The sequence below is a fragment of the Rhodopseudomonas sp. AAP120 genome (assembly GCF_001295845.1).
Classification (GTDB): Bacteria; Pseudomonadota; Alphaproteobacteria; order Rhizobiales; family Xanthobacteraceae; genus Rhodopseudomonas.
In genome coordinates this window covers 23,192-37,740 of sequence record NZ_LJIC01000056.1, presented here as the reverse complement: position 1 = coordinate 37,740, position 14,549 = coordinate 23,192, and the positions used below count along the sequence as shown (strand labels likewise).

Sequence of the window (14,549 nt, the reverse complement as noted above, 5' to 3'; positions counted from 1 at the left end):
GGGGGGGGGGCCGCCCCAGGCAGTGACTCAGCGACTCGCGGAGGGGAGGGCCCTCACCCGGATCGCTGCGCGATCCGACCTCTCCCGCAAGCGGGAGAGGTTACTCAGCGGTCGGATCGAGTTTGTTACCAAAGAGATTCCGGGTTCGCTCACTTGTGAGCGCCCCGGAATGACACGTGGTTAGTCGGTGTTCAATATCACCAGCCTCAGAACACCTTGCGGATCCAGCCGTGGTTGTCCGGGGCGCGGCCGTATTGGATGTCGACGAGTTGCTTGCGCAGGCCCATCGCGACGTCGCCGGCGGCGCCGCCGTTGATGGTGAAGTCGCCGCTCGCCGAGCGGACCGTGCCGATCGGCGAGATCACCGCGGCGGTGCCGCAGGCGAAGGCTTCCTTGAGCTTGCCGCTGGCCGCATCGGCGCGCCATTGCTGGATCGTGTACGGCTCCTCGCGAACGGTGCGGCCGGCCTCGCGCGCCAGCGCGATGATCGAGTCGCGGGTGATGCCGGGCAGGATGGTGCCGAGCGGCGGCGTCGACAGCGAGCCGTCGTCGAACACGAAGAACACGTTCATGCCGCCGAGCTCTTCGATGTATTTGCGCTCGACCGCGTCGAGGAACACCACCTGGTCACAACCGTGCTCGATGGCCTCGGCCTGCGCGCGCAGGCTGGCCGCGTAGTTGCCGCCGCATTTGACGCCGCCGGTGCCGCCGATCGCCGCGCGGGTGTAGTGCTCCGACACCCAGATCGACACCGGGGCCGGGCCGCCCTTGAAATAGGAGCCGACCGGGGAGGCGATCACCGCGAAGATGTATTCGGCCGACGGCTTGACGCCGAGGAAGATCTCGCTGGCGATCATGAACGGCCGCAGATACAGGCTGCCTTCGCCGCCCGGGATCCAGTCGCGGTCGATGCGCACGACCTGCTCGATCGCCTCGATGAAGATCTCTTCCGGAAGCTGCGCCATCGCCATGCGGTCGGCCGAGTCGCGGAAGCGCCGCGCATTGGCGTCCGGCCGGAACAGGTTCACGCCGCCGTCGGCGCGCTTGTAGGCTTTCAGACCCTCGAAGATCTCCTGCGCGTAGTGCAGCACGGCGGTCGCCGGATCGAGCGGGAAGTTGCCGCGGGATTCGACCTTGGCGCTGTGCCAGCCCTTGCCGTGTTCATAGCGCACGATCGCCATGTGGTCGGTGAACACCCGGCCGAAACCCGGGTCCTTCAGCTTGTCGACGCGGTTTTGCACCTCCGTCGGCTTCGCCGTCGGCTGGATGTCGAAGTTCAGCCAGACCGAGCCGTCGACCTTCTTGTCGAACGAGATTCCCATGGACCTGTCTCCTGGATCGGCGCGCCTGCAGGTGGCCGTGTTGGGCGAGCCCGGCAGTCGCCGGCCGCGCTGTGTGAGTGGCCCCCGGCCGCGCCGGGAGACATGCTTTGGCGGAATCCTCGAACTCCGCTATGTTTCGGCCGAGCCGTCCGACATTCGCATGCAAGCCGTTTCGCCGCATCTGGTTATCGGACTGCGGGGTGATCGGTCGCAAGCGGAATAGTCGAATATTTCGTCTTGGTCGGCGGTTTTGTAACATAAGACCCAGATATGTCAACATGACTGACATAAATTTCAAAAGTTCTGTGCGTCAGGATGAACGTGAGCCGGCGGAGGTGGCGCCGCTGGAAGCCGACCCGCGGGCGCTGCCGCCGCGTTGGGACATTATCGAACTGCTGTTCTTCGCCTATCGGGACTTCGTCGGGGACGCCGATCACGTGCTGGAGGCGTTCGGATTCGGCCGTGCGCATCACCGCGTGGTGCATTTCGTCTGCCGGTATCCAGGTCTTACCGTGGCCGATCTGCTCGACGTGCTGCGCATCACCAAGCAGTCGCTCGGGCGGGTGCTGAAGCAGCTGCTGGACGAGGGCTATATCGTGCAGAAAGCCGGCGACAGCGACCGCCGCCAGCGCCTTCTTTTCGCCACCCCCAAGGGCGAGGCGCTGGTGGTGAAGCTCGCCGGACTGCAGACCGACCGCATTGCCCATGCCTTGCGGGGGCTGGCACCGGGTGAAGCCGAGGCCGTGAGCAAATTCCTGCGCGCCATGATCGACCGTGATGATCCGGATAAGGTGCTCCAGACCATCCTGCAGGCCAAGGACGGCGCCAGCGCAAAGGATGTGACGTGATTCAGCTCGCAGCATTGGCCAAGAAGCCGGTCCGCCCCGCCGACGACGCTCCGCATCTGCTGCTGGTCGACGACGACCGCCGCATCAGGGATCTGTTGTCGCGCTTCCTCGCCAGCGAAGGCTACCGCGTCACCACGGCGCAAAGCGTGCCGGATGCGCGCGCCAAGCTGGCCGGGCTGAACTTCGATCTCTTGATCCTCGACGTGATGATGCCGGGCGAGACCGGCTTCGACCTGGCGCGCTCGATCCGCACGTCCTCCGACGTGCCGATCGTGATGCTGACGGCGCGCCACGAGGCGGAAGCGCGGATCGAAGGCCTGCAGCTCGGTGCCGACGACTACGTGGCCAAGCCGTTCGAGCCGCGCGAACTGCTGCTGCGGATCTGCAATATCCTGAAGCGGACGTCGCCGGCGCCGGCCGTCAAGGCCGAGACCATCGCGTTCGGGCCTTACGTGTTTCACATCGATCGCGGCGAGCTGCGCCAGGGCGACGAGATCATCCATCTCACCGACCGCGAGCGCGACATGCTGCGCGTCCTGGCTGCCGCGCCGGGCGAGACGGTGCCGCGCGGTGAGCTCACCGGCGGTGGCGGCAACGCCAACGAGCGCGCCGTCGACGTCCAGATCAACCGGCTGCGCCGCAAGATCGAACGCGATCCCGCCAATCCCTTGTTCCTGCAAGCCGTCCGCGGCATCGGCTATCGCCTGGTGGCGGCACCGTAGGACTCCGCAAGAGATCTATGTCGCAAGATGCTTTGGAGTTTTCGCCATTGCGAGCGCAGCGAAGCAATCCAGAGCCAGGTGCTCGAAGCTGGATTGCTTCGTCGCGGAGCTTGTACTCGGACGGCGCAAAGCGCCGATCCGGGTGCTCCTCGCAATGACGGGCGAGAGGTCGTTGTTATGATCCCCGGCAAGGACTGCGTCGACTGATGAGCACGCTCGACACCGGGCTCACGCTGATCCGCTCCGCGTCGCGGCGGGTGTCGGCGGCCAATGGTTATCTGGGGCAGCGGTTCAACGACTTCATGCCGAAGGGGCTGTATGCCCGCGCGCTGCTGATCATCATCGTGCCGATGGTGCTGCTGCAATCGGTGATCGCCTTCGTGTTCATGGAGCGCCACTGGAACACGGTGACGCAGCGGCTGTCGGCGGCGGTGGTGCAGGACATCGCGGCGCTGATCGATGTCTACAAGAGCTATCCGCAGGACAAGGACAGCGCGGCGCTGCGCCGGATCGCGCAGACCCGGCTCGGCCTCGTGGTCGATTTCCTCGGACCCGGCGAGATGCCGCCACCGGGGCCAAAGCCGTTCTTCTCGCTGCTCGATCAGTCGATCAGCAAGCAGATCAGCCGGCAGATCGCACGGCCGTTCTGGATCGACACCGTCGGCCGCTCCAACCTGGTCGAGATCCGCATTCAGCTCGACGACGCCGTGATGCGGGTGTTCGCACTGCGCAGCGCTGCCTATGCGTCGAATTCGGAAATTTTCCTGTTGTGGATGGTCGGCACCTCGACGGTGCTGCTGATCGTCGCGGTGCTGTTCCTGCGCAACCAGATCCGGCCGATCCTGCGGCTCGCCGATGCCGCCGAGAGTTTCGGCAAGGGCCGCGACGCGCCGAATTTCAAGCCGCGCGGCGCCCGCGAGGTGCGGCGCGCCGCCTATGCGTTCATCGAGATGAAGAGCCGCGTCGAGCGCGCGATCGAGCAGCGCACCGCGATGCTGGCCGGCGTCTCGCACGATCTGCGCACCATCCTGACGCGCTTCAAGCTCGAACTCGAACTGATCGGCGATGCGCCTGAGACCGAGGGCATGCGCAAGGACGTCGACGAGATGGCGGCGATGCTCGAGGCCTATCTGGCGTTCGCGCGCGGCGACAGCGGCGAGCAGGCTCAGCCGACCGACATGGCGGCGGCGCTCGAAGAGCTGCGCAGCGACGCCGAGCGCCACGGCCACACCGCCACGGTGTCGTTCAGCGGCCAGCCGGTGGTGACGGTGAAGCCCGCCGCGTTCAAACGCTGCCTCGCCAATCTGGTGTCGAATGCCGCGCGCCATGCCGACAGTATCGCCATCACCGGCCAGCGCGATCATCGCTATCTCACGGTGATGATCGACGATGACGGCCCGGGCATTCCGATGGCGATGCGCGAAGAAGTGTTCAAGCCGTTCCTGCGGCTCGACGACGCCCGCAACCAGGACGAAGGCGGCACCGGCCTCGGACTCGCCATCGCCCGCGACATCGCCCGCTCCCACGGCGGCGACATCACCCTCGGGGATAGTCCGATGGGGGGATTGCGGGCGACGGTAAGGGTGCCGGTGTAGCGGCCTATCGTTTCGTGTCCCGGACGCGGTGCAGCGCGCAGCGCTGCTCCGCAGATCCGGGACCCCGGTTAGTGCGATGAAGCGGGGCCCCGATCAGCAGCGCATCACGCCGCAAGTCGCGGCGCGCTGCGCAGCATCCGGGGCACAACCGCGAGCGCTTACTTCGCCAATTCCCGCGACCGCTTCGCCGCTGCGGCGACGGCCTTGGTCAGCAGCGGGCGGAAGCCGTCGCCTGCCATCAGCACCTCGAGCGCGGCGGCGGTGGTGCCGCCGGGGGAGGTGACGTTCTGGCGCAGCGTCGCGGCGTCCAGATCCGAGCGGTGCAGCAGTTCGCCGGAGCCGGCGACGGTGGCGCGGGCCAGCGTCATCGCCAGCGCCTCCGGCAGACCGGCTTCGACGCCGGCGCGGGCGAGTTCTTCGGCGAGCAGGAACACGTAAGCGGGCCCTGAGCCGGACACGGCGGTCACCGCATCGATCAGGTTCTCATCGTCGACCCACTCGACACCGCCGGTGGCGCGCAGCAGCGCATCCGCGGTGGCGCGCTGCTCGGGCGTGACGTCGTTGGCCGCGACCGCCACGGTGATGCCGCGGCCGATCGCCGCCGGGGTGTTCGGCATTGCGCGGACGATGTGGCCGCCGACGCCGGCCGCCAGCGTGGCGATCGGCTTGCCGGCCATCACCGAGACGACGAGCGTGGACGGGCCCACATAGGCACGCAGCGCTTCGGCCGCGGCTGCGAAGGTCTGCGGCTTCACCGCGATCACCAGCGTCGACACCGCGCCGACATTGCCGGCGGCGGCGTTGATGCGGACGCCGCGCGCGGTCAGCGCCTTGATCTCATCGGACGGCTGCGGATCGACCACCACGACATTGCCGGCGTCAAGCCCCTGCGCCAGCCAGCCGGACAGCATCGCGCCGCCCATCTTGCCGGCGCCGGCGAGAACGAGTGAGCCAGTCATCAGGTCGAACGGGTTGGACGGCACGGCGAAGCTTCCTCGGCTGAAAAAAGGAAAGGCTGGCGTAGGCCGGACGCGGAGCCATTGCAACCGCACAAAGCGGCCGTCGCGGCGGCGTCCCATGCACGGCGCGAAAGGCTTACAGCACCTTCTTATAGAACAGCCGGTGCGAGCCGCGGGGATGATCCGCGAGGGTACCGAACACCTCGTAGCCGCGCTTCGCGTAGAAGCCGGGCGCCTGGAACGCGTAGGTGTCGAGCCAGACGCCGACGCAGCCGCGCTCCCGCGCGATGGTCTCGGCGCGGGTCAGGATCTCGGTGCCGAGGCCGCCGTGGCGCGCGCTCTCGGGCAGCGCCAGCAGTTCGACGAACAGCCAGTCGTAGGTGATCCGGCCCCACAATCCACCGACCGTTGCGCCGGTCTCGGGATCTTCAACCAGCAGGCAGACCTGCTGCAAGCCGGACGGGCCGGCGGCCTTTTCGTTATGGGCGATCAGCGCGTTGAGGACGGCGGCGCGATGCTGATCGCCGGGCGTCTCGGGGATGACGATGCGCGGGTGTTCGCTCACGCCTCGCCTTCGGTATCGAACATCGCGGCGCTCATCGCTTCCGACGCGGTCTTGCCGGCCCACACGGTGAACTGAATCGCCGGGTAGTAACGTTCACAGGCGGTGATCGAACTGATCAGCATCGTCTCGCACTGCGCGCTCGTCGCCGATAGTCCGCCGGGGAGTATCAGCGCCTGGCGGTACATGATCGTGCCGGTATGCGTCCAGATGTCGAAGTGACCGACCCAGAGCTGTTCGTTGATCGCCGCGATCAGTCGCTGCGTTTCGCCGCGCCGCGCCGTCGGCACTTTCATGTCGAACGCGCAGGCCAGATGCAGCGCTTCGATTTCGGCCATCCAGGTGAAGGACAGCGTGTAGTCGGTCCACTGGCCCTTGGCCGCGATGGTGATTTCGTCCTCGCCCGACCGCTCGAATACCAGATCGTTCGAGGCCGCGATGTCCTCGACCGCCGCGAGCGGGTTGTTGTTCCGGGAATCGAAGATGCCTTCGAGCATGGCCATGCCGTCTCGACCTTTAGTTAGGATGTGCCTGATACGTGGCAGGTCTGTACGCGCCTGTGCCCGGTGGATCGTGCTTCGCGCGTGATCCGGACGAACCGAGGTTGCAGTGATGAAATGATGTGATTTGCCGAATCCGTGCAATCCCGAGGCGAGTCCATCCACAGCCAAAGGGCAGCCCGTCCACAGTTCGATCATATCGCCGCAGAACAAAACGGAATCGGATTCACGCGAGACGAGTCGGGTGGTTGGATTTCACCTATCGCGAGTCTCGGGTGGGTGTTGCAGCTTCCCGGATCCATCGTTGCCGCTCCGGCGCCGAGCCTTTGATTCGATCGAAACCGCTGGTAGCCTGAGCTTCGTTCCAGAGCCGAGGTGAGTGCCACGATGACCGAGACCATGACCGATCCCGCTGCAGCGCCGCCTGCGTCCACCGCGTATCCGCGGTTCGCGCGGCCGCAGCGCGTGGCCTTCGTGCAGTCGTCCTGGCACCACGAGGTGGTCGCGGAGTGCTGGCAGGCCTTCGCGCGCGAGATCGTGCTGCGCGGCGTCGCGGAGTCGCAGGTCGATCTGTTCGAGGTGCCGGGCTCGTTCGAAATTCCGCTCCACGTGCAAACGCTGGCGAAGACGCGGCGCTATACGGCGATCGTCGCGGCCGGACTGGTGGTCGATGGCGGGCTCACCGGCTTCGTCGCCGAGACGGTGATCCGCGCGCTGATGGATGTGCAGCTGCGCACCGAGGTGCCGGTGTTCTCGGCGATCGCGACGCCGCAGACGCTGGGCAGCGGCGACGAGCAGACTGCGTTCTTCAAGCAGCACTTCGCCACCAAGGGCGCCGAAGTCGCCCACGCCTGCGCCGACACGTTGCTCAGCCTGGAGCGGCTGCGCGGGCAGGTGGCGGCTGGGATCGTGTAGCTTCGCGCCCCGGATGCTGCGCAGCGCGCCGCTCTTTGCGGCGTGGTGCGCTGCTGATCCGGGACCCCGGTGCTGTCTTGTGGAGAATAAGCGGGGTCCCGGTTCTGCGGAGCAGCGCTACGCGCTGCACCGCGCCCGGGACACGGGAGTGCTCAGTCGAACAGGCTCGACACCGACTCTTCGGACGCGGTGCGGCCGATGGCTTCGGCGATCAGCGAGGCGATCGAGAGGGTGCGGATGTTGTGGGCGCCGCGGACCGCTTCGGTCGGCTGGATCGAGTCGGTGATGACCAGCTCCTTCAGCTTGGAGCCGGTGATGCGGGCGCAGGCACCACCCGACAGCACGCCGTGGGTGATGTAGGCGTAGACTTCGGTGGCGCCATTGGCGAGCAGCGCCTCGGCGGCGTTCACCAGCGTGCCGCCGGAATCGACGATGTCGTCGAGCAGGATGCAGGTGTAGCCTTCGACTTCACCGATCACGTTCATCACTTCGGACTCGCCGGCGCGCTCACGGCGCTTGTCGATGATCGCGAGCGGCGTGTTGAGGCGCTTGGCGAGGCCGCGGGCGCGCACCACGCCGCCGACGTCGGGCGACACCACCATCGCCTTCGACAGATCGAAGCGCTCCTTGATGTCGCGCACCATCACCGGTGAGGCGTAGAGGTTGTCGGTCGGAATGTCGAAGAAGCCCTGGATCTGACCGGCGTGCAGGTCGAGCGTCATCACGCGATCGACGCCCGCATGGGTGATCAGGTTTGCGACCAGCTTGGCCGAGATCGGCGAGCGCGAGCCGACCTTGCGGTCCTGGCGGGCGTAGCCGAAATACGGGATCACCGCGGTGATGCGGCGCGCGGAGGCGCGGCGCAGCGCATCGGTGATGATCAAGAGTTCCATCAGGTGATCGTTCGCCGGGAACGACGTCGACTGGATGATGAAGACGTCCGAACCGCGGACGTTCTCCTGAATTTCGACGAAGATCTCGTTGTCGGCGAAGCGGCGGACGCTGGCTTTGGTCAGCGGCATCTTCAGCCAGTCGGCGATGCCTTGCGCCAGCGCCGGGTTGGAATTGCCGGCCACCAATTTGACGGAGCCGTTCTTGCCCGACATCGACGCGTCTCCCCGCGTGGTGGATACTACGTTCAGCATATCGGTTGACTCTTGAAAACGGACGTCTTTGCGAGCGCAGGTGATATCAGCCGCCGGCGTGCGATGGCAACCCGTCGCAGGCGGTTTTCCGATGCGGATTCGACATAGGTAGCGTTCAGCGAGCGGCGAAGCTCATCGAGCTTGCGGGCGCTTCTTCGCTCGCCGCAGGTGCGGGCTCGGCGCTGGCGATCGCCGGTCCGGACGACGCGGGTGCGCTGGGTGCAGCCGGGGCGGGAGGCGCCGACTCGGCCGGTAAGGTCCCGTTCACCAAGCCACTCATCCCGGTGAGCCCGGCCTGCGCGATCCGTCGCAGCACCGTGTCGTCGGCCTGATCCCAGGCGTCGCGGCCGCCGCGACCGGTCGGCTCTTCGCCGGAGAGCCGCAGCGCGCGCTGCTGGTTGCGATCGTAGACGTCCCAGACCCAGGCGATGTTGGTGCGATTGCCGCGAACCTGCGCGGACAGATAGCTGCGCACCCGATAGGCCGCGCCACCTTCGCGCGACACCACGGCGACGCGGCGGAGTTTGGCTTCGCTGTCGAGCACCGACACCATGCGGTCGAACACCTGCGGCGGCGGACCGTCGATCGAGTCGAACGCAATGGTCGATCCGCCGGCGGACGCCATCGGCCCGGCGCCGGGGCCACCTTCGGTGACGCAACCAGCCAACCCACCCATCAGCCCCAGCAGCAGAACGGCGCGCGCGAGGCGCGGGGCGGGCTTGGGGAGGCGGCGAGTCGTCATGCAAGGTCCCGTCGAAGGCGCGGCCGAAAAGCCGCCGGACGGACGAAGCGATATCGTTAAAATGCGTTAAGGTCTAGGGTGGGGCGACGCCCAGGTTAACCATTGGGTTGCGCCGGCAGATCGGATTTCGATAAAATTTTCAGTAATTTGAGCTGGTTCTGGGCCTCTCACAGAACCCGCAGTTGTAAACGAGCGTGGTTAATGGCCGTTCACTTTTGGGCCGGCAACGACGCGTGAGGGCCGCTTACGGGTCGAGCGCGATGGCGTGGACGGCGCGGCCGTAGTCCGGCTCGGCGCGGTGCACGGAGCGGCGATAACTGAAGAAGTTCTCGTCCGGATAGGTGTCGATGCCGGTGTCGTCGATCTGCCGGACCCCTGCGGTTTCGAGGCGCATCCGGATGAAGCCGCCGAGGTCGAACATCGCATGGCCCGGACGCGAGGCCGGGATGAAGAACCGCGCATAGTCCGCATCGGCCGCGGTGAAGCGGGCGACGAACTCATCGCCGACTTCGTAGCTCGGCTGGCGGATCAGCGGGCCGATCGCCGCGATGACGCGGCCGCGATCGGCTCCGAGCTTGTCCATGGCGCCGAGCGTGGCTTCGAGCACACCGGTCAGCGCGCCCTTCCAGCCGGCATGGGCGGCGCCGATCACCCGCGCGTCGGGATCGGCGAACAGGATCGGCCCGCAATCTGCCGCGGTGACGCCGAGCGCGATGCCCGGGACCGCGGTCACCAGAGCGTCGGCTTTCGGCCGCGCCGCATTGTCCCACGGCGTCTCGACCACGGCGACGTCGGGCGAATGCACCTGATACAGCGTGAGGAAGCGCTCCGGCGGCACCCCCATCGCCTGTGCCATGCGCCGGCGGTTCTCGGCCACATGGGCCGGGTCGTCGTTCGAGCCGATGCCGCCGTTGAGGCCCGCATAGATGCCCTGCGACACGCCGCCTGCGCGGTTGAAGAAGGCATGGCGCAGCCCGGGAACGGCGGCGAGGCGGGGCGAGGTGATGGTCATGCCGGTTGTCCCGCTGCGGCGTGCTCGGCGTTTCTGCTCAGCGCCACCAACGAGGCGATGGCCGGATCGGACACGCCCAGCACCTTGAACATCGAGCCCATCGCGCCGCGCCCTTCGCCGGTGAGCCGCTGCAGGGCGCCGGAGATGTCTTCGGAGACCTGCGGCGTCGCCTTGGCCATCAGCGACACCGCGCGCGTCTCAATGCCGAGCCGCTTCAGGAATTCGCCCTGCGTCACCGGCCCGTGCGTGCGGGCGCCGACATCCTCGGCAGCGCGGGCGAGCGCCTGGAAATCGACATGCGCGGTGAGGTCGGCGCGGCCGGGGCTCTGCAGCGGGTCGGCGAAGCTGTGCTTGGCGATCGCCTGGAAGGTGTCGCCGACATCGCTGCGGACGTGGCCGTAATCGATGATCAGCGCCGCTCCGCCCTGGTCGCGGACGCGGGTGGCGATCTTCATGATCTCGGCGTCGGGCCGCCATTCGAACACCGCGCCCACCGGCGCCATCCGCACCAGCGGCGGCAGCAAAACCTCGAAGCGCGGGATCGGATCTGGCGCGACGCCGAACACCAGCGCGCCGCTGCCGCTGATCTCGACCATGCGCTCGTGCCAGCCGGTGTCGCGCTTCACCGCCTGATGGATCGGCAGCACGTCGAAATATTCGTTGGCGAGGATCACCGCGGGGCCTTCCGGGACCTCGGCGATATCGGTGTGCCAATGCACGTTGCGGATGCCGGCCAGCGTCGCCTTCTGCTTTTCGCGCAAGACCGGGTTGATCTCGACCAGGTGGACGCTGAGCGCCTGATACAGCGGCGGCAGCACGCGCAGGGCGCGCAGCGCATCCGCCATCATGGTGCCGCGGCCGGGACCGATTTCGACCAGCCGCAGCGTGCTCGGCTCGCCGGCGGCGGTCCACACCGACGCCGACCACAGCCCGAGCAGTTCGCCGAACATCTGGCTGATCTCGGGCGAGGTCGTGAAGTCGCCCTCGCGGCCGAGCGGATCGCGCGACACGTAGTAGCCGTAGTCGGGATGGTTGAGGCACAGCTCCATGTAGCGCCACACCGGCATCGGGCCGGCCGATTTGATCAGCCGCTTGATCTCTTCGGAGAGCGCCGAGAAGTCCGTCACTTGGTCGCCTCGCTGGAGCCGGCGGCCAGGGGCGCGGGCTGCGGCGGACGCTTGGCGCGGCGGGCCAGCAGCATCACCGCGATCCCGGCGATCACCATCGGCACCGACAGCAGCATCCCCATCGTCAGCCCGCCCCACAGGAAGCCGAGCTGCGGATCGGGCTCGCGGAAGAACTCGCCGGTGATGCGCGCCAGCCCATAGAAGGCGAGGAAGGCACCGATGATCAGGCCGGGCCGCTTCAGCGCGCCGGCGCGGATCATCAGCGCCAGGATCAGAAACAGCACGATGCCCTCGAGCCCGGCTTCATAGAGCTGGCTCGGATGCCGCGGCAGCGGGCCGGCATGGGGAAACACCATTGCCCAGGGCACGGTGTCGTCGGCCGGACGGCCCCACAATTCGCCGTTGATGAAGTTGGCGATGCGTCCCAGGAACAGGCCGATCGGTCCGACCGCGCAGGTGATGTCGCCGAGCGACGCGATCGAGATGTTGCGTTTCCATCCGAACAGCGTCACCGCGATCACGCAGCCCATGAAGCCGCCGTGGAACGACATGCCGCCTTTCCACAGTTCGAAGATCTCGGCCGGATGGGCGATGAAGAAGTCGAGATTGTAGAACAGCACGTAGCCGGTGCGGCCGCCGAGGATGATGCCGATCGTCACCCACAGGATGAAGTCGTCGAACGCGGCCGGCGTGATCGGCGACGGGCCGCCCCACAGCCGTTCCCGTTGCAGCAGCATCCGCGCATACAGCCAGCCGAGCAGAATGCCGGCGATATAGGCGAGCGCATACCAGCGGATCGCGAACGGGCCGATCGCGACGGCCACCGGGTCGAAAACGGGGAAGGCGATGGCGAAAAATGGCATTGTTCGTTTGCCTTAGCCGCAAAGCCTGCGCCGGTACAGCGTCAATTGGCGGCACCGCCGTCTGATCCTTAAATCGGCCTTGCGACGCGGGTGCGAACGTCGCAAGGAGAGCGCGATCGCGCGGGCCGGCCCGGCACGCGCTCCGACGCGGCCTTGAAGTGGGCCCGATCGATCGCCATTGTCACCGCCGAGGCCCGCTCGGCCTGTAACCGCGCACGACGCCTGACGGAGATCTCGACCATGACCCAGACCAGCAACCGGATTTTCGACGAGATCGGACGCCTGATGAACGACGCCGCCGGCGCCGCTCAGGGGGTCAAGCGCGAGGTCGACGCGGTGGTCCGCAGCCAGGCCGAGAAGATCCTGCGCGATCTCGATCTGGTGAAGCGCGAGGAGTTCGAGGCCTTCAAGGAGATGGTCCGCCTCACCCGCGAGGAAAACGAAGCCCTGAAGGCCCGCATCGCCGCCCTCGAAGCCCGCCAGGGCAGCGGCTCCGAGCCCCCGACCGCGATGGCGTAAGGTCTGCGGCCTCGCGACGCCGAGGGGCGGTAGCGCTGCTGTTTGCGGTCATGCCCGGGCTTGACCCGGGCATCCATCCTCTTCGCTAAGACGATGGATTGCCGGGTCAAGCCCGGCAATGAAGGCTCGAGGTGGCTTGGTCCGCCCGATTTCCTTGTCATTTGCGGCCTTTGCGGCTAGAACGCGCGCACGTCTGCGGCCCCCGCACCCCTGGAGGCTTGCCGCGGCGTCTGCACGAGGCCGCGTTGCGGCCTTTAATTTTTGACAAATCAAGGACTTACAACGATGGCGAACGTCTTGGAATTGAAGGCGACCGCGCGTCCGAAGAGCGGCAAGGGGGCCGCCCGGGCAGAGCGTCGCGCCGGCCGCGTGCCGGGAGTGATCTATGGTGACAACCAGCCCCCGCTGCCGATCTCGGTCGAAGACAAGGAACTGCGCCTGCGCATCCAGGCCGGCCGCTTCTTGACCACGATTTTCGACGTCGTGCTCGACGGCACGAAGCATCGCGTGATTCCGCGCGACTATCACCTCGACCCGGTGAAAGACTTCCCGCTGCACGTCGACTTCCTGCGGCTCGGCGCCGGCGCCACCATCCGCGTCAGCGTGCCGCTGCATCTGAAGGGTCTCGAAGTCGCTCCGGGCGTCAAGCGTGGCGGCACCTTCAACATCGTCACCCACACGGTGGATCTCGAAGCGCCGGCCGACAACATTCCGCAGTTCATCGAAGCCGACGTCTCGACGCTCGACATCGGCGTGTCGCTGCATCTGTCGGACATCGCGCTGCCGACCGGCGTCAAGTCGGTGTCGCGCGAGGACGTCACGCTGGTGACCATCGTGCCGCCGTCGGGCTTCAATGAAGAGCAGAAGGCGGCTGCGACCGGCGCTGCTCCGGCTGCTGCCGCGCCCGCGGCGGGTGCCAAGGCTCCGGCTGCCGCCAAGGCTCCGGCGGCTGCGGCTCCGGCTGCGAAGAAGAAGTAATCCGGCGCGAGACGCCGTCCCATGCGCTTGTTTGTCGGGCTGGGCAATCCTGGGGCCAAGTACCAGGACAACCGGCACAACATCGGGTTCATGGTCATCGACCAGATCGCACGGCGTCATGGCTTCTCGCCATGGCGCCGTCGCTTTCAGGGCGAGACCGCGGACGGCACGCTGGACGGTGAGCGCGTCACGCTGCTCAAGCCGCTGACTTACATGAACGAGTCCGGCCGCGCCGTGCAGGACGCCGCGAGCTTCTACAAGATCGGGCAGAGCGAGGTCGCGGTGTTTCACGACGAGATCGAGCTGCCGCCTGCGAAAGTGCGGGTCAAGGTCGGCGGCGGCATCGCCGGCCACAACGGCCTGCGCTCGATCTCGGCGCATATCGGCAACGATTACTTGCGGGTGCGGCTCGGCGTCGGTCATCCGGGTGCGAAGGAGCTGGTGCACAATCACGTGCTCGGCGATTTCGCCAAGAGCGAGCGGCCCTGGGTCGAAGCGCTGTGCGAGATCGCCGCCGACAATGCCGGCCTGATCGCCACCGGCAAGGACGCCACCTTCGCCAACAAGGTGCACCTGGCGATGCAGGCCAAGGGTTTTTACGACAACGAGAAACAGGTCAAAGGCGGCGAGCGCGACAAGTAATCGAAGCCGTCATCGCCGGGCTTGACCCGGCGATCCATCTTCTTCGAGGAGGATGGATGCGCGGGTCAAGCCCGCGCATGACGGTCGTACTTTGAAGC

General features: G+C 66.9%; 16 protein-coding genes. 7 read left to right on the top strand and 9 right to left on the bottom strand.

The annotated features are described in order from the left end of the window. Window positions 1-206: 206 nt before the first annotated feature. Window positions 207-1,322: a branched-chain amino acid aminotransferase gene (locus IP86_RS09735; protein WP_054162323.1), complete on the bottom strand. Its 1,116-nt coding sequence runs from the start codon at window positions 1,320-1,322 to the stop codon at window positions 207-209. Between the two features lie 278 nt (window positions 1,323-1,600). On the opposite strand from IP86_RS09735, the gene IP86_RS09730 reads away from it, so the two are divergent. The 3 genes from IP86_RS09730 (at window position 1,601) to IP86_RS09720 (ending at window position 4,487) form a co-directional block, all read left to right on the top strand. Next, a complete protein-coding gene (locus tag IP86_RS09730; protein WP_054162322.1) occupies window positions 1,601-2,170 on the top strand; it encodes a MarR family winged helix-turn-helix transcriptional regulator in 570 nt (189 codons plus the stop codon). Next, on the top strand, window positions 2,167-2,892 hold the full coding sequence (locus IP86_RS09725) for a response regulator (protein ID WP_054162321.1): 726 nt from the start codon (window positions 2,167-2,169) through the stop codon (window positions 2,890-2,892). Before IP86_RS09730 ends, IP86_RS09725 begins: the two co-directional genes overlap by 4 nt. Before the next feature lie 206 nt (window positions 2,893-3,098). Then, a complete protein-coding gene (locus tag IP86_RS09720; protein WP_054162320.1) occupies window positions 3,099-4,487 on the top strand; it encodes an ATP-binding protein in 1,389 nt (462 codons plus the stop codon). A gap of 158 nt (window positions 4,488-4,645) precedes the next feature. Here IP86_RS09720 and proC read toward each other — a convergent pair whose 3' ends face one another. The 3 genes from proC to IP86_RS09705 form a co-directional block, all read right to left on the bottom strand. After that, window positions 4,646-5,446 (bottom strand): pyrroline-5-carboxylate reductase, encoded by an 801-nt coding sequence (gene proC / locus IP86_RS09715; RefSeq protein ID WP_054162327.1) that lies wholly within the window; start codon window positions 5,444-5,446, stop codon window positions 4,646-4,648. 136 nt (window positions 5,447-5,582) lie between these two features. Beyond that, window positions 5,583-6,011, bottom strand: coding sequence for a GNAT family N-acetyltransferase (locus IP86_RS09710; RefSeq protein ID WP_054162319.1), 429 nt, complete (start codon window positions 6,009-6,011; stop codon window positions 5,583-5,585). Further along, window positions 6,008-6,511, bottom strand: coding sequence for a type III secretion system chaperone family protein (locus IP86_RS09705; protein ID WP_054162318.1), 504 nt, complete (start codon window positions 6,509-6,511; stop codon window positions 6,008-6,010). The genes IP86_RS09710 and IP86_RS09705 overlap by 4 nt, the downstream gene beginning before the upstream one ends. A gap of 384 nt (window positions 6,512-6,895) precedes the next feature. Between IP86_RS09705 and IP86_RS09700 the strand changes: the two genes are divergently transcribed. After that, window positions 6,896-7,423 carry a 6,7-dimethyl-8-ribityllumazine synthase gene (locus IP86_RS09700; protein ID WP_054162317.1) on the top strand — a complete coding sequence of 176 codons (528 nt, stop codon included), beginning with the start codon at window positions 6,896-6,898 and terminating at the stop codon, window positions 7,421-7,423. Window positions 7,424-7,575: 152 nt separating this feature from the next. Here IP86_RS09700 and IP86_RS09695 read toward each other — a convergent pair whose 3' ends face one another. The 5 genes from IP86_RS09695 to lgt form a co-directional block, all read right to left on the bottom strand. After that, window positions 7,576-8,529, bottom strand: coding sequence for a ribose-phosphate pyrophosphokinase (locus tag IP86_RS09695; protein ID WP_054162316.1), 954 nt, complete (start codon window positions 8,527-8,529; stop codon window positions 7,576-7,578). 154 nt (window positions 8,530-8,683) lie between these two features. Next, entirely contained in the window at window positions 8,684-9,310 is a 627-nt protein-coding gene (locus IP86_RS09690) for a hypothetical protein (protein ID WP_054162315.1), read from the bottom strand. Window positions 9,311-9,554: 244 nt separating this feature from the next. Then, on the bottom strand, window positions 9,555-10,322 hold the full coding sequence (gene pgeF / locus IP86_RS09685; protein WP_054162314.1) for a peptidoglycan editing factor PgeF: 768 nt from the start codon (window positions 10,320-10,322) through the stop codon (window positions 9,555-9,557). Beyond that, window positions 10,319-11,449 (bottom strand): class I SAM-dependent methyltransferase, encoded by a 1,131-nt coding sequence (locus IP86_RS09680; protein WP_054162313.1) that lies wholly within the window; start codon window positions 11,447-11,449, stop codon window positions 10,319-10,321. The genes pgeF and IP86_RS09680 overlap by 4 nt, the downstream gene beginning before the upstream one ends. Then, window positions 11,446-12,312: a prolipoprotein diacylglyceryl transferase gene (gene lgt, locus IP86_RS09675; RefSeq protein WP_054162312.1), complete on the bottom strand. Its 867-nt coding sequence runs from the start codon at window positions 12,310-12,312 to the stop codon at window positions 11,446-11,448. The genes IP86_RS09680 and lgt overlap by 4 nt, the downstream gene beginning before the upstream one ends. A gap of 240 nt (window positions 12,313-12,552) precedes the next feature. Here lgt and IP86_RS09670 point away from each other — a divergent pair, with 240 nt between their 5' ends. The 3 genes from IP86_RS09670 to pth all read left to right on the top strand — a co-directional run bounded on the left by IP86_RS09670 (window position 12,553) and on the right by pth (window position 14,451). Further along, entirely contained in the window at window positions 12,553-12,831 is a 279-nt protein-coding gene (locus IP86_RS09670) for an accessory factor UbiK family protein (protein ID WP_054162326.1), read from the top strand. Between the two features lie 285 nt (window positions 12,832-13,116). Next, window positions 13,117-13,809, top strand: coding sequence for a 50S ribosomal protein L25/general stress protein Ctc (locus tag IP86_RS09665; RefSeq protein ID WP_054162311.1), 693 nt, complete (start codon window positions 13,117-13,119; stop codon window positions 13,807-13,809). 21 nt (window positions 13,810-13,830) lie between these two features. Next, the gene (gene pth, locus IP86_RS09660) at window positions 13,831-14,451 is read left to right on the top strand and encodes an aminoacyl-tRNA hydrolase (RefSeq protein WP_054162310.1); all 621 of its coding nucleotides are present in this window, start codon (window positions 13,831-13,833) and stop codon (window positions 14,449-14,451) included. Window positions 14,452-14,549 lie beyond the last annotated feature (98 nt).

Bases quoted from the DNA above. Each gene is read 5' to 3' on its own strand.
- IP86_RS09735 (WP_054162323.1), bottom strand. From the start codon at position 1,322: ATGGGAATCTCGTTCGACAAGAAGGTCGACGGCTCGGTCTGGCTGAAC.
- IP86_RS09730 (WP_054162322.1), top strand. From the start codon at position 1,601: ATGACTGACATAAATTTCAAAAGTTCTGTGCGTCAGGATGAACGTGAG.
- IP86_RS09720 (WP_054162320.1), top strand. From the start codon at position 3,099: ATGAGCACGCTCGACACCGGGCTCACGCTGATCCGCTCCGCGTCGCGG.
- proC (WP_054162327.1), bottom strand. From the start codon at position 5,446: ATGACTGGCTCACTCGTTCTCGCCGGCGCCGGCAAGATGGGCGGCGCG.
- IP86_RS09705 (WP_054162318.1), bottom strand. From the start codon at position 6,511: ATGGCCATGCTCGAAGGCATCTTCGATTCCCGGAACAACAACCCGCTC.
- IP86_RS09700 (WP_054162317.1), top strand. From the start codon at position 6,896: ATGACCGAGACCATGACCGATCCCGCTGCAGCGCCGCCTGCGTCCACC.
- IP86_RS09695 (WP_054162316.1), bottom strand. From the start codon at position 8,529: ATGTCGGGCAAGAACGGCTCCGTCAAATTGGTGGCCGGCAATTCCAAC.
- IP86_RS09690 (WP_054162315.1), bottom strand. From the start codon at position 9,310: ATGACGACTCGCCGCCTCCCCAAGCCCGCCCCGCGCCTCGCGCGCGCC.
- pgeF (WP_054162314.1), bottom strand. From the start codon at position 10,322: ATGACCATCACCTCGCCCCGCCTCGCCGCCGTTCCCGGGCTGCGCCAT.
- lgt (WP_054162312.1), bottom strand. From the start codon at position 12,312: ATGCCATTTTTCGCCATCGCCTTCCCCGTTTTCGACCCGGTGGCCGTC.
- IP86_RS09670 (WP_054162326.1), top strand. From the start codon at position 12,553: ATGACCCAGACCAGCAACCGGATTTTCGACGAGATCGGACGCCTGATG.
- IP86_RS09665 (WP_054162311.1), top strand. From the start codon at position 13,117: ATGGCGAACGTCTTGGAATTGAAGGCGACCGCGCGTCCGAAGAGCGGC.
- pth (WP_054162310.1), top strand. From the start codon at position 13,831: ATGCGCTTGTTTGTCGGGCTGGGCAATCCTGGGGCCAAGTACCAGGAC.